Genomic DNA, 24,297 nt, shown 5'->3' with positions numbered 1-24,297 from the left:
GAATAAAAGTTCGTCAAAACATTAATATCACTCGATAAAATACATCTTTGATGTATAATGTGATACTTTTTTGATGTTCTATCACTATTTTGCTATCCCTTAAAAAAATATTAAAGTTTAATGAAAAAATTTATTAGCCTTTTCATAGTGTTGTTTTGCAGCGCGATGGCCTTTTCTCAATTAGGAAGTGATGCTCCATGGATGAAGGAACTACAACTACAAAAGAAAGATGGTTCTATTACATTAAAAGATATCAAACTCGCTGGAGATGCCTACTGGCAAACACATGACAAAAACAAAAAAGGTAGTGGTTATAAACCATATATGAGATGGCTCAATCAAATGGAAGCATTTGTTAAACCTGATGGGACCTTGCAATCAAGCAAGGAAATAATGGATCAATTAAATGCAATATCGGTGGCAAAATCAACCATGATGGATGAATCCAATTGGGTGCCTGCTGGACCATTTAATTATACTAATACAGGTTCTTGGTCTGCCGGACAAGGTAGAGTAAATACCATAAAAGTTGACCCTAACAATCCTAGCACCTATTACATAGGAGCTCCAAATGGTGGAATATGGAAATCTACTGACGCCGGTATTAATTGGACACCATTGTCGGACTTCATAGGACGTATAGGTGTAAGTGCTATTGAAATAGACCCTAATAATTCTAATATTATTTACATAGGAACAGGTGATGACGATGCTGGTGACAGTCCGAGTATAGGAATGCTTAAATCTACTGATGGCGGATTGACCTTTAACCCTACTGGACTTGTTTTTGCTGGCAACTCTAGAAACATTTCAGAAATTTATGTAGATCCTAATGACTCTAATAAGCTATTTATTTCTGCAAATAATGGATTTTACAGGTCTACAAATGGCGGACAAACAGTCGTGAGAACTTTTCAAGGTAACGTAAAGGATATAAAATTAAATCACGCAGATTCTAATATAATCTACCTGGCTACTGATGAATCTTTTTACAGATCTACCGATAATGGGGTAACATTCACTTCAGTTACCGCTGGTCTTCCATTGCCTAATAATGTAGGTCGTATAGTTATTGGTGTTACACCAGCAAATAGCAACTATGTATATTTACTGTATGCACAAGGAGATATGAGTTTTGGTGGAATTTATAGATCAACCAATGGAGGTTCATCATTCACAAGACGTGATAATGGCTCAACTGATATTTTAGAAAGTTCACAAGCCTGGTTTGATCTTGCTCTTGAAGTTTCAGAAACTGATCCTAATTCTATATACACTGGCTGTTTAAATGTATGGAAATCGACAACAGGTGGTTCTTCATTTTTTAAAATCAATGATTGGAACAACCCAACAGGAGCTGCTTACACTCATGCTGATATTCATCAAATACGTCAATTTGGAAACGAACTATTTGTTTGTTCTGATGGTGGTATTTATAAATCTACTGATACAGCAGTAACCTTTACTGATTTGACTGGTAGTGCTCAAATAAGCCAATTTTATAGAATTGCAGTGAGTCCAACTAACAGTGCCGATATGATCGGTGGATTACAAGATAACGGAGGTTTTACAAGAACAAATAATGCGTGGAGCAATTACTATGGTGCCGATGGAATGGACACCGGAATAAATCCTCAAAACCCCAATATAAGATATGGGTTTACTCAAAACGGTGGCGGATTGTATTTTACAACTAACGGAATTTCTAATGCTGGATCCATAGGTGGTCCAGAAGGTGGTAATTGGATCACACCATTAAAAACTGCTAGTGATGGAACTATTTATGCAGGATACAGCAGGTTATACACTGTGGATCCTTCAAGTGGTTTTACTCCTGTTTCATCTTCCTTTGGTAGCAATATAGATGTGATAGAAATTGATCCATCAAACAATAATAGAATATATGTAGGTGTAAATACTAGACTGTTTCGTAGTGACGATGCTGGATCAACTTTTAACCTTGTTTATACCGATTCCAGTAACATCCAAGCTATTGAAGTGAGTAATACTGATAGTAATGTTGTTTATATTACCACTAATGGAATTAATGGTAGAGTTTTGAAGAGTACCAATCTAGGTGCAAGTTTTACTAACATTACAGCAAACTTACCTTTCCTAGGTAAAAACACGCTAGCTCACCAACCTTTAAGCGCTAATGACGCGTTGTACGTAGGTTGTACTGTAGGTATTTATAGACTTACCAATTCAAGCAACCAGTGGGAACCATTCATGAATAATTTACCTAATTCCAACATAAGAGATTTAGAGATTAATGCAGTTGATAATACACTGACTGCCGCAACCTATGGTAGGGGAATATGGCAAACTGCCGTTACAGTTGTTCAAGCACAAGACGACGCTAGTATACAAAATGCAGCCTTATTAAGTGGCAGTACTATAAGCTGTAGTAGTGATGATGTAGATGTAACCGTGAGAAACAATGGTCAGAATATCATATCAACACTAGACATCAATTATACCATAAACAATGGAGCTGTAGTTTCACAAACGCTAAATACAAATATTCCAGCAGGTAGCAGTTCTACGTTTACTCTTTCAGGAATACCTTTTACCGTTGGTGACAATGAATTAAATATACAGATTGTTGCACCCAATGATCAATTCCCAGGTAATAACAACTATAACCTAAATATTATAAGAAATCAAAGCTCGGTAGGAAATGATATATATTCCTTTGCTAGCAGAGACTTCTTAACAGAAAATGCCGATGGGTCTAGCCCTTTATGGGAACGTGGTGTGCCTGCAGGAAGCGTATTAAATAACGCGGGTGCAGGAAACGATTCAAACGTGTATGCAACTAACTTAGATGGAGATCATGGAAACAACACTATTGCTTATTTATATAGCGGTTGTTATGATTTAACGTCCATGAGAAATCCGGTAGTTCAATTTGATATGGCTTTTTCTATTGAATTAAACTGGGATTTATTATACATGCAATATTCAGTAGATGGAGGAATAAGCTGGTCTGTACTAGGAACAGCAAGTGATCCTAATTGGTACAACAGCAATAGATCACCTAATGGTCAAAATTGCTTTAACTGTGTAGGAGCACAATGGACTGGTTTTTCAACAACGCTTTCAACATACAGCTACAATCTTGCAGCCCTAAGCAATGAAAACAGCATTATATTTAGATTTGTTTACCATTCTGACCAATTTGAAACAGAAGAAGGTGCCGTCATTGATAATTTTGTGGTAACAGGAACATTATCAAATGAAAACAATACTCTTGAAAATTCTTTTACGATTTATCCGAATCCTAGCAAAGGAGCTTTCAATTTAAGATGGAATAATGAGCAATCTTTTGATTATTCGATTTATGACCTCAGCGGTAAACTTATTCAATCACAAATCAACAACACAGGAACCGATCATAAAATTGATTTGAATAACGTGAGTCAAGGATTGTATTTGATAAAAATAGCTACAAAAGACAGTGTTACCACTCAAAAACTTTTAATAGAATAAATTTCTCAAACTTAGATTATCAATTAAAAAAGCATCTCTTCAACGAGATGCTTTTTTGTTATTATCTTAGGGCAAAAATTAAACCATGAGAAACTTTTTTCTATTCTTGATTATAGGATTTTTCGCTTTCGCGGAAGCGAGCTGTCAAGAAAACTACGTAAAAGAAAATTACGACAAAACTACCTACCAAATCCCGATGCGCGATGGTGTGAAACTATATACTGTAGTTTATAGTCCAAAAGACACCAGTCAAGATTACCCAATCATGATGCAACGCACCTGTTATAGTGTAAGACCGTACGAAGAAGGAAAATACAAACGCAGTCTAGGACCTAACCCATATATGATGAAGGAAGGTTACATTTTTGTGTATCAAGACGTAAGAGGAAGATGGATGAGTGAAGGAGAATTTGACAACATGCGACCTCATGTGCCAGGAAATGACCCTAAGAATAAAAATGACATAGATGAAAGCTCTGATACGTATGACACTATAGAATGGTTACTTAAAAATCTTAAAAACCATAATGGTAAAGTCGGGCAATGGGGAATTTCATATCCAGGTTTTTATACAGCAGCTGCTTTACCAGAAGCTCACCCAGCTCTTGTAGCTAGCTCACCACAAGCACCTATTGGAGATTTCTTCTTTGACGATTTTCATCATATGGGAGCAACATTACAATCTTATTTAATGGCTTATCCAGTATTTGGACATCAAACTGAAGAACCAACTACTCAAAGCTGGTACAATGATAAATGGAATAAACTGAGGGAAAGAGGTGGAATGAACGATTCATACACCTTTAATATGAATATAGGACCGCTTTCAACGGTAACTGATAGTATATATCCAGATAACTTCTTCTGGAATGATGTGGCCACACATCCTAACTATGACGAATTCTGGCAAAAAAGAGCCATTATAAATCATTTAGATAACGTCGATCATGCTGTAATGACAGTAGGTGGATGGTTTGATGCCGAGGATTTATACGGTCCACTTAACATATATAAGAACGTAGAACAGCGCAATCCTAACAATCCTAACAACATGATTGTAATGGGGCCATGGAGCCATGGTGACTGGTCTAGAGAGCGTGGTAAACAAATGGTTAATCACATTCACTTCGGTGATAGTATTTCTGATTTTTACCAAGAAAACATCGAGAAACCATTTTTTGATTATCATTTAAAAGGTAAGTCAAACCCAAATTTGCCAGAAGCTTACATGTTTGACACTGGTAAAAAAGAATGGAAACAATTTGCGCAATGGCCACCAAGAGATGGAAAAATCACTTTAGGATTTCAGGAAAATGGCAAATTGGTGATCAACCCTAAAAGTACCTCGCAAGCTCAATTTTCCTACATAAGTGATCCTAACAAGCCTGTACCGTTTAGAAGTGAGATTAAACCCGTTACATTTACTCCTAGGGCTTACATGACAGATGATCAACGTCATGCTAGTTTTAGACCCGATGTTCTTACTTTCAAAACTGACATTTTAGACGAGGATTTAACCTTGAGTGGAGAAATCCTTGCCAAATTGGATGTTATTCTTAAAGGAATTAATGATGCCGATTTTATTGTTAAACTAATCGATGTTTACCCTAATAATATGGAAAATGGAGAACACACTCCTGATCATATCTCACTTGCAGGATATCAACAACTGGTAAGAGCTGAAACTTTTAGAGGAAGATTTAGAAATAATTTTGCACAACCAGAAGCATTTAAAGAAGGTCAAGAGGAAGAGGTAAACTTTCCTTTACAAGATATTTTACACACATTTAAAAAAGGTCACCGTGTTATGATACAAATACACAGCACTTGGTTCCCTTACATCGATCGCAATCCACAAAAGTATGTTGAGAATATTTTTGAAGCAAAACAAGAAGATTTCACTACAGGTACGATAATCATAAAAGGTTCAAGTACAGTTGAAATTGGAGAAAATGATGGTATTGAACAAAAGTTACCTCAAATAAAGATGTAATAAACTTTAAACGACAATTTTACCACATTGTCTTGTTTATTAAGATTTTTTTTAGATATTAGCGGTATCAAGATTTAAAAATGGCAACTAATTATCCCCTTAAAAAACCTAACGCATTGATACGCAAGTATTTATTAGCAAAAGGCGTTTTTAAACTAATTACGAAGACATTTTTTACATTTTGATAATCTTAACTAACAAACGTAATAAGCCTAGCTTTCCCTAAAGCTGGGCTTTTTAATTTGGAATAGCTTGAATCAACTTTTTAGTGTACATTTTTTGAGGATTTTTATACAGCTGTTCTGATTCTTGAATTTCTTCAATTTCTCCCTTATTCATAACAACAATACGGTCACAAAAGTGCTTCACTACTGCCAGATCATGAGAAATAAATAGGTAACTAAAACCAAATTCTTGCTTAAGTGTGTTCAATAGATTTAAAACCTGTGCCTGTACTGAAATATCTAAGGCGCTCACACTCTCATCACACACTATAAATTCTGGTCGTAAGGCTATCGTCCTAGCCACACCTATACGTTGACGTTGTCCACCGCTAAATTCGTGTGGATATCGATAATAATGCTCTTCTTTAAGTCCTACTTTAACCAGCAGTTCTTTAACCATTAATTCTCTCTCCTTATTAGAACTACCTATCTTGTACCAACTCATAGGTTCTAAAATGGCAGAACCTACAGTCAATCTAGGATTTAAACTAGCAAAAGGATCTTGAAAAATAATTTGCATTTGACGACGCATCTTTCTCAAAGATTTTTGAGATTGTCCTACAACCTGCGTTCCTTTATACAAAACACTACCCGAGGTAGCTTCTTTTAATCCTAGGATGATATTGCCTAGGGTGCTTTTACCACAACCACTCTCTCCTACCAATCCCAAACTTTCACCAGGAAAAATATTAAAGCTCACTCCATTGACAGCAGTGAAAGCATTAGATTTATTAAACCAGCCGTTTTTTACCTCATATACTTTTTTCAAATCCTTGATTTGAATTAAAGGTTCTTGTGTATACATGGTTTTAAGTGAGTGCTCTCTTTGTACAGCATCAACAAGTTTCTTTGAATAATTATTATCTAAAAAATCAGATATTGTAGGTAAAACCTCAACACGTTCATTAAGATCAGGTCTCGCGGCTAATAATGCCTTTGTGTATCGCTCCTTTGGCTCATTAAAGATCGATTGAACTGTACCTTTCTCAACAATGTGACCTTGATACATCACCATTACCTTATCTGCAATAGATCTTACAAGAGATAGATCATGTGAAATAAATAAAACACTCATGTTAAACTCTTGCTGTATATCCTTTAGTAATTTGATAATTTCCTTTTGAACAGTAACATCAAGAGCTGTTGTAGGTTCATCGGCTATTAATAAAATGGGATTGCAAGCAACTGCCATTGCAATCATAACGCGTTGCATTTGTCCACCACTTATTTCATGAGGATATTTATGATACAAAGACTCTGGTTGTAGCAAGTGGACTTTTTGGAATAAGGAAATTACTTTATCCTTTATTTGGGCTTTAGTAAGATCAGTGTGTTGCTTTAAAATTTCAGCTACTTGTTTCCCACATGTAATAGTAGGATTAAGTGCGCTCATAGGTTCTTGAAAAATCATGCTTATTACGCTTCCGCGAAAGCGTGACCAATCACCAGAAGAGAAATGCAAAACTTCCTCATTATTAATAACCAACTGACTAGCGTTAATTATAGAGTTCTCAACAGGCAACAAGCCCATTAAAGCTTTACTCATTACCGACTTACCACTACCCGATTCTCCAACAACTGCGACAAATTCATTAGATAATATTTCAAAAGAAACATCATGAAGAACCTGTGTAGAGTTTTTACCTGTGCTGAAGCTTACATTTAAATTTTCACAAGTGACCAGTGTATTATTTTGAGATAATTTGGTCATTCGATAAGATAGGTTGGTTACGTAATTTTAGAAATATCTGAGCTATTGCGACTACATCCTTTTCACAATAATCTGAAATACGTTTGATGTTATTTTCCTTATAATATACATCTCGTACCTGGTCACCACTGATATCATCTTTAGGTGATGGAATACCCAAAACCCTAGTTAACAACTTAAGGCTAGTAAAATGTTTATAATCCCCAAATTTCCACAACTCCATGGTGTCAAGATGAGGTACTTCCCATGGCTTCTTACCAAATAAGTTTAGTTTTTCTGGTAAATCTATCCCTAGGATGATCATTCTCCTAGCAATATAAGGAAAGTCAAATTCCTTACCGTTATGGGCACATAATAGGTGTCGTCTAGACGAAAAATGTTCTTTTAATAATTGAGAAAACTCTATTAAAATGTCGCGCTCATCACCCACAAAACTTTTGGTTCTAAATTGTGTGTCGCTTGTATAAGCAAAATACCCTACTGATATACATACAATTTTACCAAACTCTGCCCATATGCCAGCACGCTCATAAAATTCTTGTGGCGTAAAATCTTCTTTACGCTGGTATTTTGTTTTATCAGAATATAGCTCTTGATCTGCTTCGTCTAATTCTTCAAAACTGGCATATTGAGGAACAGTTTCAATATCCAGAAACAAAATATGGTGCATGTCAATTTTATGAATCATACTTTAAATTTCTAATTCATCGCTGTCATCTTCTTCATCTAATCCTCCAGATTGTTGAGCTTTATATTCTTCACAGTCGGTTTCAATGGATAGGTTATCTGGTTTTTTGAATTTCTCTTTTGATATGTCCAGAGATTCTTCGTTATAAAGATTTTTCATGTAAAGACCCCAAATAGGTAACGCCATTGTAGCACCTTGACCGTATTTTGTAGAGTTAAAATGGACCGATCTATCCTCGCCTCCTACCCATACTCCAGTAACTAAATCAGGAACCATTCCCATAAACCAACCGTCGGAATTGTTTTGTGTTGTTCCTGTTTTACCTGCGATGTCATTCTTTAATTCATAAGGATATCCTGTGATGACGTTCTTATAAATATATTGAGATTTTCTCCAGCTGTCCTTTAATCTACTACCACTACCGTAGTTTACTACACCTCGCATGAGGTCAACGGTAACATAGGCCGTTTCCTCATTCATCACATCTTTAGAATCAGGCACATATTGGTAAAGGATTGTACCATTTTTATCTTCAACACTAGTAACGAGAACTGGCTTATTGTAAATTCCTCCATTAGCAAAAACACTATAAGCTCCTGTCATTTCAAACAAATTAACATCAGGTGTACCCAAAGCAAGAGATGGAACAGCATCCATTTTATCGGTATTAATTCCTAATTGAGAAGCTCTATCGATAACAGGTTGAGGACCTACCTCGTCAATTAATCTAGCCGATATTGTATTCTTTGATTTTGCCAAAGCTTCTTTTAAGGTAAGAATATTACCGTAATCACCACCAGAATCTTTAGGAGTCCAGTCTTTCAAGTTACCCCATTTGCCTGCTGGTATCGTATACTCACCATCTGGTAATTCTTTACATGGTGAGTAGTGCAACAAGTCTACAGCAGTAGAATATAAGAAAGGTTTAAAGGTAGATCCAGCTTGTCTTTTTCCCTGTTCTACATGATCATATTTGAAATGTTTATGGTTTATTCCTCCTACCCAGGCTTTCACGTGTCCACTTTGTGGATTCATAGACATTAATCCTGCTCTTAGATATTTTTTATAGTGAACAATACTGTCTCTAGGCGTCATTAATGTATCTACTTCACCTTTCCAAGTAAAAACAGTCATGTCTGTCTTTTTCTCAAAGCTGGCGTAAATTTCCTTTTCAGATTTACCTGCAGCTTTCATGATACGCCATCTATCAGATCTGCGCATAGCAGCTTTGATTATGTTTTCGGTTTCCTTTTTGGTTAAATCTCTAAAAGGTGCAGTTTTGTTTTTGATATTTTGTTTATCAAATTCGGCCTGCAAGTTTTTCATGTGATCTTGTAAGGCTTGTTCTGCAATTTCTTGCATTCTGTAATCGATGGTAACATTTACGCGTAGCCCATCATTGTAAATATTGTAATTCTTTCCTGTATCTGGATTCACGTGATCCTTTGCCCATTCTTTCAACCAATCTCTTAGGTATTCTCTAAAGTAGGTAGCAAGACCATCATCATGGCCTTCTGGTTTAAAATCTAGGACAATAGGTTGTTCACGCAAACTATCCTTCAATTCTTCAGTCATTTTATCATTGCGTACCATCTGAAAAAATACCTGGTTACGTCTATTAAAAGACTTCTTTTTTGATATTTCTCTTTGTGGATTATATTGTCTTGGGTTTTTAAGCATTGCAACTAGCACAGCGCTTTCCTCAACCTTGAGGTCTTTTGGCTCTTTTCCAAAGTAAATACGAGCTGCCGATCGTATACCTATGGCTCCTTTAAGAAAATCAAACTGATTAAGATATTGAACTATAATTTCTTCTTTGGTGTACTGTTTTTCCAATCGAGTAGCAATAATCCACTCTCTAATTTTTTGAATTCCTCTTTCAAATTTGTTTGCTCTAGGCTCGACAGTAAAATAAAGTTTTGCCAACTGCTGGGTAATGGTACTTGCACCACCTTTACTTCCTAAATAAGCAAATGCTCTAGCTGTTCCATAGCCATCAATACCGCTGTGATCCCAAAATCGTTCGTCTTCAGTTGACACTAACGCATCAACGAGGTTTTGTGGTAATTCATCATAAGTTACAGGTGTCCTATTATTCCCTGGATTGTAAAACTTTCCCAGTGTTTTACCATCGGCAGTAATGATCTCTGTAGCCAGGTCTGTTTGAGGATTTTCTAATACCGTGTGATCAGGCAAGGCACCAAAAATTCCCCATGCCGCTAGGAGGAATAACAGTACTACCAGCCCTATACCCGTGAAAACTAGTTTCCAAAATAATTTTACGTTTTTACTTACGGCTTCTTTATCTTGTACTTTTTGTGCTTTAGTCTTTGCCATAATTTTTAGGTTTTTCAATACTGTAACCTAGGTCTACAATACCGTTTAAATTTTGTACTGGTGTTATTTCACCTGTCTTACGCATTACGTGTCTTAAGGTTAGATGGTAGGTTCCGCTTTCGCGAAAGCGTATTCCTTCTCTTAACCATAATTTGTTTTCATATAAATCACCTCGTTCTCTACCCAAATAACGACCGTAATTATCGGTCATATCAAACTCTAGGGTATCAACAAAAGTCCTACCTTGAGGAAATTTAATTTCTGAGATTAAAAAGAGGTTACTAAAAGCGTACTCGTGGTTATTTCGCAGGTTTATAAAGAGGTCATAAGTATTTGTTGTGTCTGGTGGAGACACTTTAAAAACTGGTGCCTGATTAATATTCCATTTTGCGTTTTCCAATGAAACAGTTTGCGAAGAAACTAAATAATCATCACAGCTTATAAGAACCACAAGGAGTGTGCATATATAAATTATCTTTTTCACTAATTTGAAGAGTCTTTAGGCTTGTTGTTACTGTTACCTTTTGGACGATTGTTACGTCGTTTATTTTGAGGCTTCCCTTTAGTTCCCGTTTTTTTCTGGTTACTAGCGTTATTGTTCTGATTTGGGCTTTTGTTATTGCTGCTTTTTGCGTTTCTGTTAGTGTTAGAACGTTGTTTATTCTTGTTTCTGTTATTTTGAGTCCCTTTTTTTGCTGGTGTTTCTTTAACAGTAGCTACTGTTTCCTTTTTATTAGAGCCCGGTTTTCTTCTATTTTTACGCTTGTTACGTTTTGATTTTGGCTTGTCAAACCTAGTAAGGCTGTCCTGTCCAACTACATTTTCAAATGAAGCTTCTTCTTCTATAATCAATTCACTTGCGTACTCCTCTATGCTAGAAACTTTATCTCCTGATTTATTTACAGCAACTATTTGGTGAACCTGATCAGTAGTCAATACATGCCAGTTCATCCATTCGCCTTCATAACAATACCACATTATACCTTTAAAAATATCTACCTTTTGACAAACGGCAGTTCCTTTATGAGTATATAGCTTTTGATTTTGTTTAGGAAATGAACTTAATGCATCTAGATAAGAATCTAACTCGTAATTTAAACAGCATTTTAATTTTCCACATTGACCAGCGAGTTTTTGCGGATTGAGAGAGAGGTTTTGATAACGCGCAGCACCAGTTGTAACCGATCTAAAATCGGTAAGCCACGTGCTACAACATAATTCACGACCGCAAGAACCTATACCACCTAATCTGGCGGCTTCTTGCCTAAGTCCAATCTGGCGCATTTCTATACGTGTTTTAAACTCAGATGCATATTGCTTAATAAGCTCCCTAAAATCTACACGGTCATCGGCCGTATAATAGAAAGTAGCCTTGGAACCATCTCCTTGAAACTCAATATCAGAAATTTTCATTTTAAGTTTGAGCTCGATGGCGATTTGGCGAGCTCTTACTTTCATAGGCTCTTCTCTATCGCGAGCATTTTGCCATTTCTCAACATCTCTTTCATTGGCAATGCGATAAATTTGAGGAAAAGCTTCATCTTGAAACTTTACTCGCTTCCTTTTCATTTGAACCCTAACTAGCTCTCCGGCTAGAGTTACCATTCCAATATCGTGACCATTTTGTGCTTGTGTGGCAACTAGATCACCTATCTTAAGACTTAGGTCGTTATTGAATTTAAAATACTCTTTACGACTGTTTTTAAATCGAACCTCTACATAAGGAAAACTTTCCTGTCCATCAGGAAGCTCCATGTTAGAAAGCCAATCAAAAACGGTTAACTTATTACATCCACCTGTTCCACAGGTTCCGTGATTTTTACATCCACCTGGCACGCTACCGCCAGATCCACAACTACTACAGCTCATTCACTTATCCTTATATATTGACGCCTAGCGGTTTATTACCCTAAGCGGAATCATTATTGTTTAAGGTAAAGATAGGGAAAGTTGTGAGAACTGAAATCAAATGAAAAAGGGAATAGAACAAAAAATCCCGACCATTACTGATCGGGATTTAGGCTCCTCTTCTTGGGCTCGAACCAAGGACCCTCTGATTAACAGTCAGATGCTCTAACCAACTGAGCTAAAGAGGAATGTGATATACACAAACTTAAGTTTTCTTAAGCGATGGCAAATATAAAACCTTTTTTAATTGTTGCCAAAATAATTTCTAAAAAATCAAGTAAATTTTAAGCTCTATTTAATGAAACAACATGAAATTATATGAATATCAAATGATTGCATCACTAAAAAATTTACCGCCATTTTACGTCTAGGGATTATCCCGTTATCGCACGCACCACATCATTACCATTAGCATATAATAACAAACCTAGCAGTAACAATATCCCGATAATTTGAGCGCGTTCTAGGAATTTATCTCCAGGCTTTCTTCCTGTTACAATTTCATAAAGTAAAAAGGCAACGTGACCACCATCTAATGCAGGAATAGGAAGAATATTCATGATTGCTAATATAAATGATATCAATGCCGTTGTTCCCCAAAATTGAGTCCAATTAAAGGTGTCTGGATACATCTTTGCAATTGTACCAAATCCACCCAGTTGACTTGCTCCTTTACTAGTGAATATGTATTTGAATTGAGAAACATAATCTCTCATTGTCCACCAGCCCTTGCTTATTCCTTCACTAACTGCCTCGCCAAATGAAAGTTCCTGAACTCTTGAATCAAAAATATCAGTATCTGGAAATCCTTTACGAATTCCAAGAACTTTAGGTGCTGGCACCTCAGACTCTACACCCCAAAAATTAGTTTCAGTTACTGTACCAAAACTAGTTGTACCCGATTTGGTTTCACCATCAATCTCCCAAACCACCTCGAACTCTTCATTCACCTTTGTTTTATTCAAAAGCGCATATTCATAATCTGAATCGTAATTAATCGGGTATCCCGCTATGCTTTTTATCACAGCACCTGATTTCATCCCCATTTTTGCAGCAGGAGTATTATCAGCAACGGTATCTACTATAAAAGTTCTTCTAGGTAGTAAGATGGGTCTTACACCAGCTTGAAACATCTTGCTTCCCGTATCCTCTGGAATTGAAATCACCTGTTCCTTACCATCACGCAAAACTGTAACGGTTTCAACATCCCTGAACATAATATTGTGATACAAGCTAGGCGCTCTTTCTAATTCTTGATTGTCTACTAGTATAGGTAAATCACCTTGTTGAAATCCAACTTCTTCTAAGACCTTAGGATAACCAAAACCATAAGTAGCACCAGACGCAGGTTCTAATATTTTACCATTAGCGTACATCAAGCATATATAAATCACAAACCCAACGATCACATTTACAATCACACCACCTAGCATTATTATTAATCGTTGCCAGGCTGGTTTTGATCTAAATTCCCATGGTTGTGGCGGTTTTGCCATTTGTTCTTTATCCATGCTCTCATCAATCATACCAGCGATTTTTACATAACCACCTAATGGCAACCAGCCTATCCCATAAACAGTTTCTCCTATTTTTTTCTTGAATAATGAAAATTTTATATCAAAAAAAAGGTAAAACTTTTCGACACGAGTTTTGAATAATCTTGCAGGAATAAAGTGCCCTAATTCATGTAAAACGATGAGAATAGATAAACTCATCAAAAAATTGATCACAGTAACTAAAATCGGATGCATATTTTGAATTTGTTAAGGCGCAAAAATAGGACATATCAACCACAGTAGCTGTCATACAATGTGATAATTAGGATGATTTTAGAATTGCGATTTAGCACGCTTTCGCGAAAGCGTAATTACCAACCACAAATAGCACTTAAATAGTAATGTATTAGTATTCCTAAGGACTAAATGTGAAGATTGGTAAGTAACTTTGCAAAAACAACTATTATGAAAGATTTTCTCGTTAAAAACAAATGGCGCATTGTCTTTTTATTTGTGTTGTGCTCACTAATTCTTGCTGCTTTTCAATATGCACTCACTCCAGTAAAAACTCTACCGGTACTACAACCCGACGATTTTGACCCAACACTGGTGGATGACAGCAAGCTTTTCGTTAAAAAATATCATACTATCGCACCTTTTGAGCTAGTTAATCAAAACGGTGATACTATTACAGAAAAGGATTACGAAGGAAAAATCTATGTAGCAGACTTCTTTTTTACCACTTGCCCTACCATTTGTCCAGTGATGACCAAAAACATGAAGTTGGTACAAGATGAATTTAAAAACAATAAAGATGTGATGATCTTATCCCATTCTGTAACACCAGAACGAGATAGCATTCCTGTATTAAAAGAATATGCTCTCAAAAAAGGAGTTATTGATGAAAAATGGAATTTAGTTACAGGAGATCGCAAACAGATTTATGACCTAGCAAGAAAATCCTATATGGCAGTTAAACAACCTAAATATGGTGATGAATATGCCATGGTGCACACAGAGAACTTTTTACTTATTGACAAACAAGGTAGATTGCGAGGTCGCTCTTATGACGGAACAAGTATTGAGGATGTAAAACTGCTGATCGAAGACATTCATATACTTTTAAACGAATATGAACGAAAAAATGAAGTAGACTAAGTATTTTTTTCTCTCACTAGCAGATAAATGTACCTTTGCCGCATAAAAATTAAGTTTAATGAAAAAAATTTTACTTTTACTTGCGGTTCTAGGAACCTCATTTACAGCAATCGCACAAGATGACGACGCACCTAAAGAAGGATGGTCTAAAGGTGGTAACTTCCAAGCTTTATTCAACCAGAGTGCCTTTAATGCAGAATGGACTGGTGGTGGTACCTCAAACATTTCTTTAAACCTAGGTGTAAATTATGACCTTAATTATTTGAAAGGACGTACAACCTGGGATAATAAAATTATTGCAGAATACGGTATAACAAAACTGGATAATCAGGAATTTACAAGAAAAACCAACGACCGTATTGAATTAAACTCTGTTTACGGTTATAAAATTAAAGAGGAAAGCAACTGGTCTTATTCTGCTTTTTTAAACTTTTTATCTCAATGGACAACTGGATACCGATTTGGTGAGGACGTTGATGGAAATGAAACTCGTACTGAATTTACTAAATTTCTATCACCAGGTTATTTATCATTTGGTCCTGGTATCTTATACAGAAAAAGCGATGACTTACAAGTAAACATCGCTCCTGCTACAGCTAGATTTATTTTTGTTGACGATGCATTTACAAGTGTTCCTGGTTATGTAGATGGCGATTATTTTGGTGTGGATGCTGGCGATTCCTCTAGATTTGAGTTTGGCGCTTCTCTTAATGGTATCTATAACTTTACTATAGCAGAAAACATAACTATGTCTAACGTTCTTGCCCTATATTCTAATTACCTAGAAAATCCTGGTAACATTGATATCAATTACAGTGCAAACGTTAACATGAAGGTAAACGAGTGGTTAAGTGCAAACTTAATTTTCCAAGCGATCTACGATGATAATGCAGTAGGAGCTTTTCAAGTACGTGAAGTATTTGGTTTAGGATTAAACTACAAGCTATAATAATAACAACCACTATTAAAAACCTCCTTTTAGAACATCTTTCTAAAAGGAGGTTTTTTTATTTAGCCTTGGTAGTATCAACTGGCTTTTTCTTGTTACGACCAAATAGATCTTTAATTAAATTACCTGCAGTCTCTTTAACCTTGTCTTTAGTATTTTGCTTTAAAGAATCGGCGGTTGAAGAAACGGGACTTGTAGTCTGTGTGCTGTCTTTAACTTGACCTTTATCTCCTTTGATAACATCCTTAATGTTATCCAGTGGATTATTGCCTTGTAAGATATCGTTGATTGCGTTATTGGCAGCTTCCTCGCCTTTATCCTTCAACTTTTGCTTTTGAATCTCAATAATTTGGTTTGTTAAATTTTTGACCGCTAGATCAAGATTTAAATCTACTGAAGGCGAGCTTATACTACCACCTAATTTTACTGGAACAGGTACGGTGATTTGATCTATTTCTTTACTTTCTAACTTTGATAGTAAACTAGCTCCTTCTTTACCAAAATATTTTGCAGGAACCTCTAAGTTCAAGGTATAATCCATTGAATTGGACAAGCTGTGCTTACCACTAGCAACTACTTTTATATCCTTAATATTAAAATCAAAAGGTGCTATTTCTACCGCTCCGTTATTTAGTTTAAGTTTAGTAGTTATGTCTCTTAGATTTAAATTGTTTACATCAATAAAACCTAATTTATTATCCAGTAGATTAAGTAATTTATTTTGACTAGTATCAACGTCATCGGTTAAAAGTTGTGCAAATGCATCACCAGCTATTGTAGTCAAAACAGGAGTAAGATCATTAGACAAATCTCCTTGTATTTCAAGATCGGTATTTAGTTTCCCTTTAAATGCATTAATTAACGGTACTAATTTTTGAAACATTTCAAATCCCTGAAACGATTGTGCGATATCGAGTTCATTCATATTTAAGGCCATCTTAAATTTAGGAGTAGTACCTTTTGTAGAAACAGTTCCGTCTAGACCGATGGTACCATTAAAAACTTTTGTTTTTAGATCGTTTAAAAACAAAGTTTCATCTCTTACCATAGCGATTCCAGACACATCATTCAACGTGATATTATCATAAATCACGCGATTAGCATTAAAATCCAACTGAGCATCTAGAAAATCTGGTATTTTGATTGCCTCATTATTGGTAGTAGCGACACTTTTATTTTCTGTTGTAATAGTTTCTTCTTTGGAACCAGTTGTAGTACTCATGAAATCAGAAGTATCAAATTGATCAGACGATACTTTGAAGTTTCCTTTAAGCTTTTGATCTTCAAATAAAAACCCAATTAAATTATTAATTGTTCCCGATGCGTTAAGATCTGTATTACCTGTTCTAGCATTAAAACTTTCTAATTTTACACGACTATTATTCATATTAATTACAGCAGTGCTTACATCAAAGGATTGGTTAAACGCATCACCTTGATAGGTGAAATCTCTAAGTTTTGCCAGTCCTTTGGTTTGGATATTCGCATAGCGTTCATTCTCTACACTTTCCATATCAAACACCGTTGCAATGTCTAAATCTAAAATTCCATTCAATGAGGTGTTATCAGGAAAAGGTATGGCTTGTTGTAATTTCAGAAGGTCAATAATACCACGAGCCTCTAGGTCCACTTTCATATTTTCCGTAAGTCTTGTAACCAGTGCTTTGGCACTTACTGTTTCACCAGCAAGATTAAAAGTTGCGCTAGGCACACTTAAATAAGTATCCTCAACCTTACCAGTAGTATTAAGTAAGGCTGCGTTAAAATTAATATTACGAACTGTTTGTGGTAAATCTGGATATTTGAATGATGCATTTTGCGACGATACTTTTATATCCATTTTAGGAATTAATTCGTCGGTAACCTCACCGTTTATAGTCCCGTTGACAATAAAGTCTCCTGTTGTTGTTATGCCTTCTAAATTGCTACGGTACTCTTGTGGAATAAGAGCAAAAAAGTTTTTAAAATCAGAACTTGGAGTTTTAAATGTAAGATCAACGAGCGTGCTATTTTCTTCTAAATCAACAAAACCGTCTAATTCCAGTGATAAGTCATTCACCTTTGCTTCATTTTCTTTAAAAGTATAACGTTGATCATCTAGGTTCATGAGAACATCAGCTACTAGTGAGACATCTTGATCATTAACATACTTTATACCGTCCAACTCGTAAGTAACCTTGGCATTTGTGATGGTTTGTAAGGTAGATTCATTTAAACTAAAATCACCCGTACCTTCATGATTTAAGTCATTAAGGAGCAACACATTCTTACTCTCCTCATCGATATAAGAAAAACTTGAATTATTAATTTCATAATGGTTAAGGTCAAATACAAATCCTGTGTTTTCTTGAGGTGTTTGTGTCGTTTCCGCTTTCGCGAAAGCGGAATCCCTAACAGCAATATCCCAGTTTGCGGCACCTGTTGCATTAACCTTCAATCTAGCTATAGCATCGTCAATTGTTAATTCATATACTTCAATAGGCTCACCGACTTCATTGAATAAATCCATAACGGGTAACGACAATTTAATAGCGTCACTGTAAAACAATGTATCACCTACAAAAGGCTCTTTATTGATTACCTGAAGTTTTTTTAAGTTAAGTGAGGCATCTGGAAATGCACTGAATAAGCTTAAATCAACCTCGGCAAAGTCCACCTGAGCATTAAGGCTGTTGTTGAGTTTATCCTTGATCACTTGTGCAATTTGATCCTTCAATAGAAATGGAGCTGCTATTAACAACACCACAACCGCGAGCACAAATACTCCTACTATTTTCAATATTTTTTTCATCAATCGACTTTAATTTCTTCTCCCATTTTAAGTTTGAACATACGCTGAAAAATGCCTACGCCTAAATACAACAACGGTGTATCAAATAAGGCCACTAACATTTTAAATAATACTCCTGAGATTAAAAAGGGTATAAAATTGTCCCAGGAAATTATCTCTGTTGAACATAGCAATAATAAAACTGCCAGTGTGTCAACAAATTGTGAAAAAACCGTACTTAAATTGTTACGCAGCCATAACATGCGCCCTTTAGTAAGACGTTTCCAAAAATGATATAATTGAATATCTACAAATTGAGCACACAAATAAGCCGTCATACTAGCAATAACTGCGATTGTAGTAGCTCCAAAAACTTTTGTAAAGACAACATCTTGAATAGGGCTGTCTTTTACGGCAGGAGCAGCATCGGCAATAAAGATGATAATAAGACTAAAAATACTTGCAAAAATTCCTGCTAGCACCAATTCGTTAGCCTTGCGTTTACCATAAATTTCACTTACTAAATCAGTAACCAAAAAAGTAACAGGATACGGCATTAACCCAACAGATAGCTCAAAATTGAACCATCCAAATGGATTCCAATAAAAAAACTTCTGAAAAATTAAATTTGAAACGACTAGGGAGCAAATAAATAAAGCTGCTAGAACCAGATAGATACGATTTGCTCGACGTAAATCCCTACCAGTAAGTGTTTTCATATAGGTGTAAAAGTAGTTTATGGTCGAGTAAATATTCCTTAATTTGGCGATAAAATTATAGGCATCTCAAAAATAGGCAATCATAAGGTAATCATAGCGTTAGGCACAAACCTAGGTGATAAAAAAAACCAAATAGAACGCGCTACACGACTTATTGAAACCAAAATTGGTTTAATCATTAAGGCTGGAAAAGTGTATGCAAGCCAAAGTTTTGGATTTGATGGACCTGATTTTTATAATACGGTTCTTCTAATTCACACTATTTACACACCGCAAGATGTACTTGATAAGCTTAAAAATATTGAAAGTGAAATGGGTCGATCGGTTAAGGTCACAGATCATTATGAGAGTCGCCCTATCGATCTGGATATCATTTTTTATGATAACATCCAATTCCAGTCAGAAAGGCTTGATATTCCCCATAAACATTGGCAAGAACGGAATTTTGTTGTATTACCCTTATTGGATTTCTGCAAAGAATGGGAAATAGAAAACGAAACCATTCACATAGGTAATATTGCATCTAAAATGGAGCCATTAGAACCTGTGGATGATGTTGAAATTACGCTTTCGCGAAAACGATATCCCATTCAACGCCATAATTTCATTGCCATTGAAGGAAATATTGGGTCAGGAAAAACTAGTTTAACACATAAAATAGGTGAAGATTTTACGGGAAAGGAAGTTCTTGAACGATTTGCCGATAATCCTTTTTTGCCCTTGTTTTATAAAGAACAAGAACGTTATGCTTTTTCACTAGAAATGTCATTCCTAGCTGATCGCTACCAGCAACTACATGATGAAATAGGTCAACAGGATCTTTTTAAAGAATTCACGGTAGCTGATTACTACGTGGTAAAGTCACTTATCTTTAGTAAAATAACATTATCAGAAGAGGAATATACTTTATACAAACGACTGTTTTACATGATGTATAAAGAGCTCGTCAAACCAGAATTGTACATCTATTTGTACCAAACTGAGGAGCGTTTACTGGATAACATTAAGAAAAGAGGTCGTGAATATGAACAAGATATTCAAACTGAATATCTAATGGAAATCCAGAAAGGATATGCAGATTTTATCAAAACGCAAGACAGTTTAAAAATCAAAGTTATTGATGTAACTGAACTTGATTTTGTCAATAAGCATGAGGATTACATCACAATACTGGATCAAATCAACTCCTAAGTGAACTTACTTTATTGAAAAGGTCATAAATCACAATTCCTGCACAAACTGAAATGTTTAGACTGTGTTTTGTCCCGAATTGCTGTAACTCAATAATCGTATCGCAATAGTCTACAACTTGCTGCTGTACTCCTTTAACCTCGTTCCCAAATACAACGGCTAGTTTTTGTCCTTTCTCAGGTTTAAAATGATACAAGCTGGTACTGTTTTCGGCTTGTTCTATAGCACACAAGTGGTATTGATTATTTTTTAGATTTTCTAGTGCTTTTAAGGTATCCTCTACATATTGCCATTCAATAGATTCTGTTGCGCCTAGAGCTGTCTTTCTAATATCCCTATGCGGTGGTTGGGCTGTTATACCACATAATATTATTTTCTCGACACGATAACAATCGGCTGTTCTAAAAACGCTTCCTATATTATTAAGACTACGTATGTTATCTAAAACAATCGTAATGGGTGTTTTGTCGCTGTTTTTATAGGCATCAACATCTAACCTATCTAGCTCTTCATTAAGTAATTTTCTCATCTTGATTTAATTAAAAAAGGCAGCTTTGCAGCTGCCTTAATAATAAAATAAAGTTGGTTTATAGGTTTACAGCAGGACAGTTACAACTCCATCTGTCTTTACGACATAAGAAATCAATTCCTAATGTAATTTGGTGAAAACCACCACTATCAAATCGTATATCTCCAAATTGGTAGCTGTAGGTATAAGCAATAGTGAAGTTATCTATTTTCGCCCCTAATATTGGAGAAAGTAAACTCAAGTTTTGTTCTTGTACACTATTACCGTCTAAATATTCTGCACCATCAAAACTTTGACGGTAAGATAAACCTAGATATAAGACACTAGTATCATTTAAATCATAATATGCCTTTGCGTTGAAATCCATGAACTGCTCAGCTGTTCTATCAGTTCTTTGATATAATACAGATGGTTCCCATTGCCACTTACTATTTCTAGGTGCAAATAAATAACCCAATGTAGCTATGTAACGTCTTTGATTTGTACTTTCAAATTCACGACTAAAAAGATCACGATTTTGGAAAAGAGCATTCTTTACTGTAAAGTGAGCATAAAATTCTTTGAAAAAATAGGAAGCTCCTATATCGATATTCCAGTAACTGTCACTACGCAAAACGCCTGTTATAATAGGATCAAAATCAGTTAAATCAAATTCAGATTCATCTAGACGACTTTGAACCATACCAGCGTTTATACCAAAAGATAATCTATTTAAATCTTCATATCCACCACCTACTTGTAAGTGGTATGCATAAGATAAGTAAGCTCCAGTTTGTGAATGGTAACCATTACGGTCATTAAATAAAATCGCTCCTACACCACTGTTTTCTCCTACTCCAGTGTTAAATGAAAGGGTTTGTAAGTTAGGTGCGTCTGATTGATCAAACCATTGCTGTCTAACGGTACCACGTACCTTTCCACAAGCCGCTGCACCAGCCATTGATGGGTGTAATAAATAATAATTATCGGTTAAATAATCTAAGTAAACAGGTACACCTTCTTGAGCTGTCACACATTGTATTCCTAGAACAACTGCTAGTGTTAAAAGTATCTTTTTCATGCGGTAGATAATAGTCTATTTTCCTAAACGTTTGAAAATTAGATTTGTTTTAAAACAAAACTTGTTGGTTTTTTTCAAACAGGCGTAAATATATAATAAATTCTCTAGAGATAGGTTTTATTCAACAGCTAGTTCGAGTATTTCATCGAGTATCAAATTCCTATAGTCCTCTATAAAATGTTCTGATTGTTTGAACTGCTTTAAACTAAGAAACCAACTATCTTTGTTCAAAAATTTCACAATGCATAAAATTGAAATCGTACCTACTGCAAATGAGGCTATTGTAAAGTTTGAAAGCAGTCAGTTTTTAGTAAAAAACAACAGCTACGAATTTAAAAATATAGACGAGGCAAAACCATCGCCACTTGCACAACAATTGTTCTACTTACCTTTTGTAAAAACAGTATATATAGCACAAAATTTCATAGCCATTGAACGATATGATATAGTACAATGGACTGATGTACAGCAAGAGGTTGCTACTCAAATTGAAACCTACCTCAATAGCGACAAACCTTTACTAACTGAAGAATCAAAAACAAAGAAGATTCCAGTAACGGTTTACGCGGAGTCAACACCTAATCCTAATGCCATGAAATTTGTGGCAAATAAAAAGCTTGTAGTAAAACCTATTGAATTTAAATCAATAGGCGATACTCAAACCGGAAGCCTAGCTAGAAAATTATTCGAGTTTTCCTTTGTAAAGGAATTATATGTTTCTGAAAATTACATCTCCATTCTTAAACACGATATTATAGATTGGAATGAAGTAAGTAATGAGTTGCGTTCCATGATAAAAGAATCCATGGAAAATGGTCTAGAAATAGGTACTAGCAATCATGAATCAAAAGCTATTGAGAAAAGTAAGGAGCCCGAAGAAAATCAAAAAGTTTTTGAAAATTTAGATGACATCTCTCAAAAAATTGTGGAGATACTAGACGAGTACATTAAACCTGCTGTTGCTGGTGATGGTGGTAATATTGCTTTTGAAAACTACAATGAAAATACCAAAGAGGTAAGCGTTATTCTACAAGGTGCTTGTAGCGGTTGTCCATCATCTACTATTACCTTAAAAAATGGAATTGAAACGATGCTTAAAGAGATGATTCCTGGTAAAATTGATCGTGTAGTTGCTCTTAATGGATAATTTTATTATAACTTTATAGAAATCAATTCAATAAAGTTATGGCAATTTTAAAAGTTATAGAAGTATTAGCAAACAGCGATAAGAGCTGGGAAGACGCAACTAATAATGCAGTGGAACAAGCTGCAAAAAGCGTCAACAACATCAGATCGGTTTACATCAACGAGCAAAGTGCTCAAGTTAAAGATGGAAAAGTAACCGAGTATAGAGTTAATGTAAAAATTACATTTGAAGTAATTTAACCACCTATCTTAAATTCTTTGAGATAATTTGGCTCAAAATAAGCGACATCAACGGTGTCGCTTTTTTTATACCCATCAATAGCGAGAGCACACAGTGCTGCTGCTGTTGGGTTTACTTCCGTGATATATTGCTGTTCGATATTTAGAAGTTCTCTCGTTTTTTCTATACCAGTTCCTATGTAGGATATTGTTCCGCTTTCGCGAAAGCGAATAAAAGAATCATCTTCAACAACTACTGGTTGTGATTCAAGTACTCGTTTACCTGATCGGTCAAATATTGAAGCATATACTTCCATGCGACGTGCATCAAGAAAAGCGGCTGTAAATTCGGAATCAATTTTATTAATTGTAGATAATGCTTGTAGTGTATCAATAGCAATTAAAGGTACGTCTAGGGCAAAACTCAAACCTTTAGCTGCACTCACACCAATTCTTAACCCAGTATATGATCCTGGTCCAGAGCTTACAGCAATAGCATCATAATCACCCATTACATATCCATTCCTAGTGGTGATTTCATCTATGAAAACATGAAGCTTTTCACCATGATTGTATGAATCACTATTGTCTTCAAGAATATCCAGCACCATAGCAGCACCATATATATTACTAGCAGTAGCGCTGTCGTTAGCTATTGCAACTGAACAATTAGTACTACTTGTTTCAATACAAAGAATCAATGGCAT

At 35.4% G+C, this 24,297-nt stretch carries 18 protein-coding genes and 1 tRNA gene; 7 read left to right on the top strand and 12 right to left on the bottom strand.

Annotated features, from left to right (window positions below):
• Positions 1 to 120: 120 nt before the first annotated feature.
• Both BST93_RS02515 and BST93_RS02510 read left to right on the top strand, forming a co-directional pair.
• Complete coding sequence (locus tag BST93_RS02515; protein WP_105017956.1) at positions 121 to 3,492, top strand: T9SS type A sorting domain-containing protein; 3,372 nt, start codon at positions 121 to 123, stop codon at positions 3,490 to 3,492.
• A gap of 85 nt (positions 3,493 to 3,577) precedes the next feature.
• Positions 3,578 to 5,485 carry a CocE/NonD family hydrolase gene (locus BST93_RS02510; protein ID WP_105017955.1) on the top strand — a complete coding sequence of 636 codons (1,908 nt, stop codon included), beginning with the start codon at positions 3,578 to 3,580 and terminating at the stop codon, positions 5,483 to 5,485.
• 237 nt (positions 5,486 to 5,722) lie between these two features.
• Here the strand turns inward: BST93_RS02510 and BST93_RS02505 are convergent, their stop codons facing one another.
• The 7 genes from BST93_RS02505 to rseP all read right to left on the bottom strand — a co-directional run bounded on the left by BST93_RS02505 (position 5,723) and on the right by rseP (position 14,104).
• Positions 5,723 to 7,420 (bottom strand): dipeptide ABC transporter ATP-binding protein, encoded by a 1,698-nt coding sequence (locus tag BST93_RS02505; protein ID WP_105017954.1) that lies wholly within the window; start codon positions 7,418 to 7,420, stop codon positions 5,723 to 5,725.
• Positions 7,398 to 8,108, bottom strand: coding sequence for a 3'-5' exonuclease (locus tag BST93_RS02500; RefSeq protein ID WP_105017953.1), 711 nt, complete (start codon positions 8,106 to 8,108; stop codon positions 7,398 to 7,400). Before BST93_RS02500 ends, BST93_RS02505 begins: the two co-directional genes overlap by 23 nt.
• Positions 8,109 to 8,111: 3 nt before the next feature.
• Complete coding sequence (locus tag BST93_RS02495) at positions 8,112 to 10,445, bottom strand: transglycosylase domain-containing protein (RefSeq protein ID WP_105018139.1); 2,334 nt, start codon at positions 10,443 to 10,445, stop codon at positions 8,112 to 8,114.
• Positions 10,432 to 10,929, bottom strand: coding sequence for a gliding motility lipoprotein GldH (locus tag BST93_RS02490; RefSeq protein ID WP_060523607.1), 498 nt, complete (start codon positions 10,927 to 10,929; stop codon positions 10,432 to 10,434). The genes BST93_RS02495 and BST93_RS02490 overlap by 14 nt, the downstream gene beginning before the upstream one ends.
• Positions 10,929 to 12,314 carry a PSP1 domain-containing protein gene (locus BST93_RS02485; protein WP_105017952.1) on the bottom strand — a complete coding sequence of 462 codons (1,386 nt, stop codon included), beginning with the start codon at positions 12,312 to 12,314 and terminating at the stop codon, positions 10,929 to 10,931. The genes BST93_RS02490 and BST93_RS02485 overlap by 1 nt, the downstream gene beginning before the upstream one ends.
• A 153-nt stretch (positions 12,315 to 12,467) precedes the next feature.
• Positions 12,468 to 12,541 (bottom strand) — tRNA-Asn (locus tag BST93_RS02480).
• Positions 12,542 to 12,727: 186 nt separating this feature from the next.
• A complete protein-coding gene (gene rseP / locus BST93_RS02475; protein ID WP_105017951.1) occupies positions 12,728 to 14,104 on the bottom strand; it encodes an RIP metalloprotease RseP in 1,377 nt (458 codons plus the stop codon).
• Between the two features lie 210 nt (positions 14,105 to 14,314).
• On the opposite strand from rseP, the gene BST93_RS02470 reads away from it, so the two are divergent.
• Together BST93_RS02470 and BST93_RS02465 are read left to right on the top strand one after the other, a co-directional pair.
• Positions 14,315 to 15,007, top strand: a complete 693-nt coding sequence (locus tag BST93_RS02470) for an SCO family protein (RefSeq protein ID WP_105017950.1) — start codon at positions 14,315 to 14,317, stop codon at positions 15,005 to 15,007.
• 58 nt (positions 15,008 to 15,065) lie between these two features.
• Positions 15,066 to 15,956, top strand: coding sequence for a DUF3078 domain-containing protein (locus BST93_RS02465; RefSeq protein ID WP_105017949.1), 891 nt, complete (start codon positions 15,066 to 15,068; stop codon positions 15,954 to 15,956).
• Positions 15,957 to 16,014: 58 nt separating this feature from the next.
• On the opposite strand, the gene BST93_RS02460 is transcribed toward BST93_RS02465, so the two are convergent.
• Together BST93_RS02460 and BST93_RS02455 are read right to left on the bottom strand one after the other, a co-directional pair.
• The gene (locus tag BST93_RS02460; protein WP_105017948.1) at positions 16,015 to 18,747 is read right to left on the bottom strand and encodes an AsmA family protein; all 2,733 of its coding nucleotides are present in this window, start codon (positions 18,745 to 18,747) and stop codon (positions 16,015 to 16,017) included.
• A complete protein-coding gene (locus BST93_RS02455) occupies positions 18,747 to 19,445 on the bottom strand; it encodes a queuosine precursor transporter (protein ID WP_105017947.1) in 699 nt (232 codons plus the stop codon). Before BST93_RS02455 ends, BST93_RS02460 begins: the two co-directional genes overlap by 1 nt.
• A 54-nt stretch (positions 19,446 to 19,499) precedes the next feature.
• Between BST93_RS02455 and folK the strand changes: the two genes are divergently transcribed.
• Positions 19,500 to 20,636, top strand: coding sequence for a 2-amino-4-hydroxy-6-hydroxymethyldihydropteridine diphosphokinase (gene folK / locus BST93_RS02450; RefSeq protein ID WP_308736852.1), 1,137 nt, complete (start codon positions 19,500 to 19,502; stop codon positions 20,634 to 20,636).
• Here folK and BST93_RS02445 read toward each other — a convergent pair.
• Positions 20,626 to 21,165 (bottom strand): RNA methyltransferase, encoded by a 540-nt coding sequence (locus BST93_RS02445; RefSeq protein ID WP_105017945.1) that lies wholly within the window; start codon positions 21,163 to 21,165, stop codon positions 20,626 to 20,628. The two genes, folK and BST93_RS02445, sit on opposite strands and share 11 nt — an antisense overlap.
• A 58-nt stretch (positions 21,166 to 21,223) precedes the next feature.
• Positions 21,224 to 22,225: a PorP/SprF family type IX secretion system membrane protein gene (locus tag BST93_RS02440; RefSeq protein WP_042277053.1), complete on the bottom strand. Its 1,002-nt coding sequence runs from the start codon at positions 22,223 to 22,225 to the stop codon at positions 21,224 to 21,226.
• Between the two features lie 241 nt (positions 22,226 to 22,466).
• Here BST93_RS02440 and BST93_RS02435 point away from each other — a divergent pair, with 241 nt between their 5' ends.
• On the top strand, positions 22,467 to 23,372 hold the full coding sequence (locus tag BST93_RS02435) for a NifU family protein (protein ID WP_105017944.1): 906 nt from the start codon (positions 22,467 to 22,469) through the stop codon (positions 23,370 to 23,372).
• A 38-nt stretch (positions 23,373 to 23,410) separates the two neighbouring features.
• Positions 23,411 to 23,611 carry a dodecin family protein gene (locus tag BST93_RS02430; RefSeq protein WP_042277049.1) on the top strand — a complete coding sequence of 67 codons (201 nt, stop codon included), beginning with the start codon at positions 23,411 to 23,413 and terminating at the stop codon, positions 23,609 to 23,611.
• On the opposite strand, the gene tsaB is transcribed toward BST93_RS02430, so the two are convergent.
• Positions 23,608 to 24,297, bottom strand: coding sequence for a tRNA (adenosine(37)-N6)-threonylcarbamoyltransferase complex dimerization subunit type 1 TsaB (gene tsaB / locus BST93_RS02425; protein ID WP_105017943.1), 690 nt, complete (start codon positions 24,295 to 24,297; stop codon positions 23,608 to 23,610). The genes BST93_RS02430 and tsaB overlap by 4 nt on opposite strands.

The organism is Nonlabens tegetincola (genome assembly GCF_002954355.1).
Taxonomy (GTDB): Bacteria; Bacteroidota; Bacteroidia; order Flavobacteriales; family Flavobacteriaceae; genus Nonlabens; species Nonlabens tegetincola.
Note: the sequence above shows the minus strand (reverse complement) of the source record. Positions and strands in the feature narration are given on the sequence as shown.

Excerpts from the sequence above, each read along its gene's own strand:
- BST93_RS02515 (WP_105017956.1), top strand. The coding sequence starts at position 121 with ATGAAAAAATTTATTAGCCTTTTCATAGTGTTGTTTTGCAGCGCGATG.
- BST93_RS02510 (WP_105017955.1), top strand. The coding sequence starts at position 3,578 with ATGAGAAACTTTTTTCTATTCTTGATTATAGGATTTTTCGCTTTCGCG.
- BST93_RS02505 (WP_105017954.1), bottom strand. The coding sequence starts at position 7,420 with ATGACCAAATTATCTCAAAATAATACACTGGTCACTTGTGAAAATTTA.
- BST93_RS02500 (WP_105017953.1), bottom strand. The coding sequence starts at position 8,108 with ATGATTCATAAAATTGACATGCACCATATTTTGTTTCTGGATATTGAA.
- BST93_RS02495 (WP_105018139.1), bottom strand. The coding sequence starts at position 10,445 with ATGGCAAAGACTAAAGCACAAAAAGTACAAGATAAAGAAGCCGTAAGT.
- BST93_RS02485 (WP_105017952.1), bottom strand. The coding sequence starts at position 12,314 with ATGAGCTGTAGTAGTTGTGGATCTGGCGGTAGCGTGCCAGGTGGATGT.
- rseP (WP_105017951.1), bottom strand. The coding sequence starts at position 14,104 with ATGCATCCGATTTTAGTTACTGTGATCAATTTTTTGATGAGTTTATCT.
- BST93_RS02470 (WP_105017950.1), top strand. The coding sequence starts at position 14,315 with ATGAAAGATTTTCTCGTTAAAAACAAATGGCGCATTGTCTTTTTATTT.
- BST93_RS02465 (WP_105017949.1), top strand. The coding sequence starts at position 15,066 with ATGAAAAAAATTTTACTTTTACTTGCGGTTCTAGGAACCTCATTTACA.
- BST93_RS02460 (WP_105017948.1), bottom strand. The coding sequence starts at position 18,747 with ATGAAAAAAATATTGAAAATAGTAGGAGTATTTGTGCTCGCGGTTGTG.
- BST93_RS02455 (WP_105017947.1), bottom strand. The coding sequence starts at position 19,445 with ATGAAAACACTTACTGGTAGGGATTTACGTCGAGCAAATCGTATCTAT.
- BST93_RS02445 (WP_105017945.1), bottom strand. The coding sequence starts at position 21,165 with ATGAGAAAATTACTTAATGAAGAGCTAGATAGGTTAGATGTTGATGCC.
- BST93_RS02440 (WP_042277053.1), bottom strand. The coding sequence starts at position 22,225 with ATGAAAAAGATACTTTTAACACTAGCAGTTGTTCTAGGAATACAATGT.
- BST93_RS02435 (WP_105017944.1), top strand. The coding sequence starts at position 22,467 with ATGCATAAAATTGAAATCGTACCTACTGCAAATGAGGCTATTGTAAAG.
- BST93_RS02430 (WP_042277049.1), top strand. The coding sequence starts at position 23,411 with ATGGCAATTTTAAAAGTTATAGAAGTATTAGCAAACAGCGATAAGAGC.
- tsaB (WP_105017943.1), bottom strand. The coding sequence starts at position 24,297 with ATGCCATTGATTCTTTGTATTGAAACAAGTAGTACTAATTGTTCAGTT.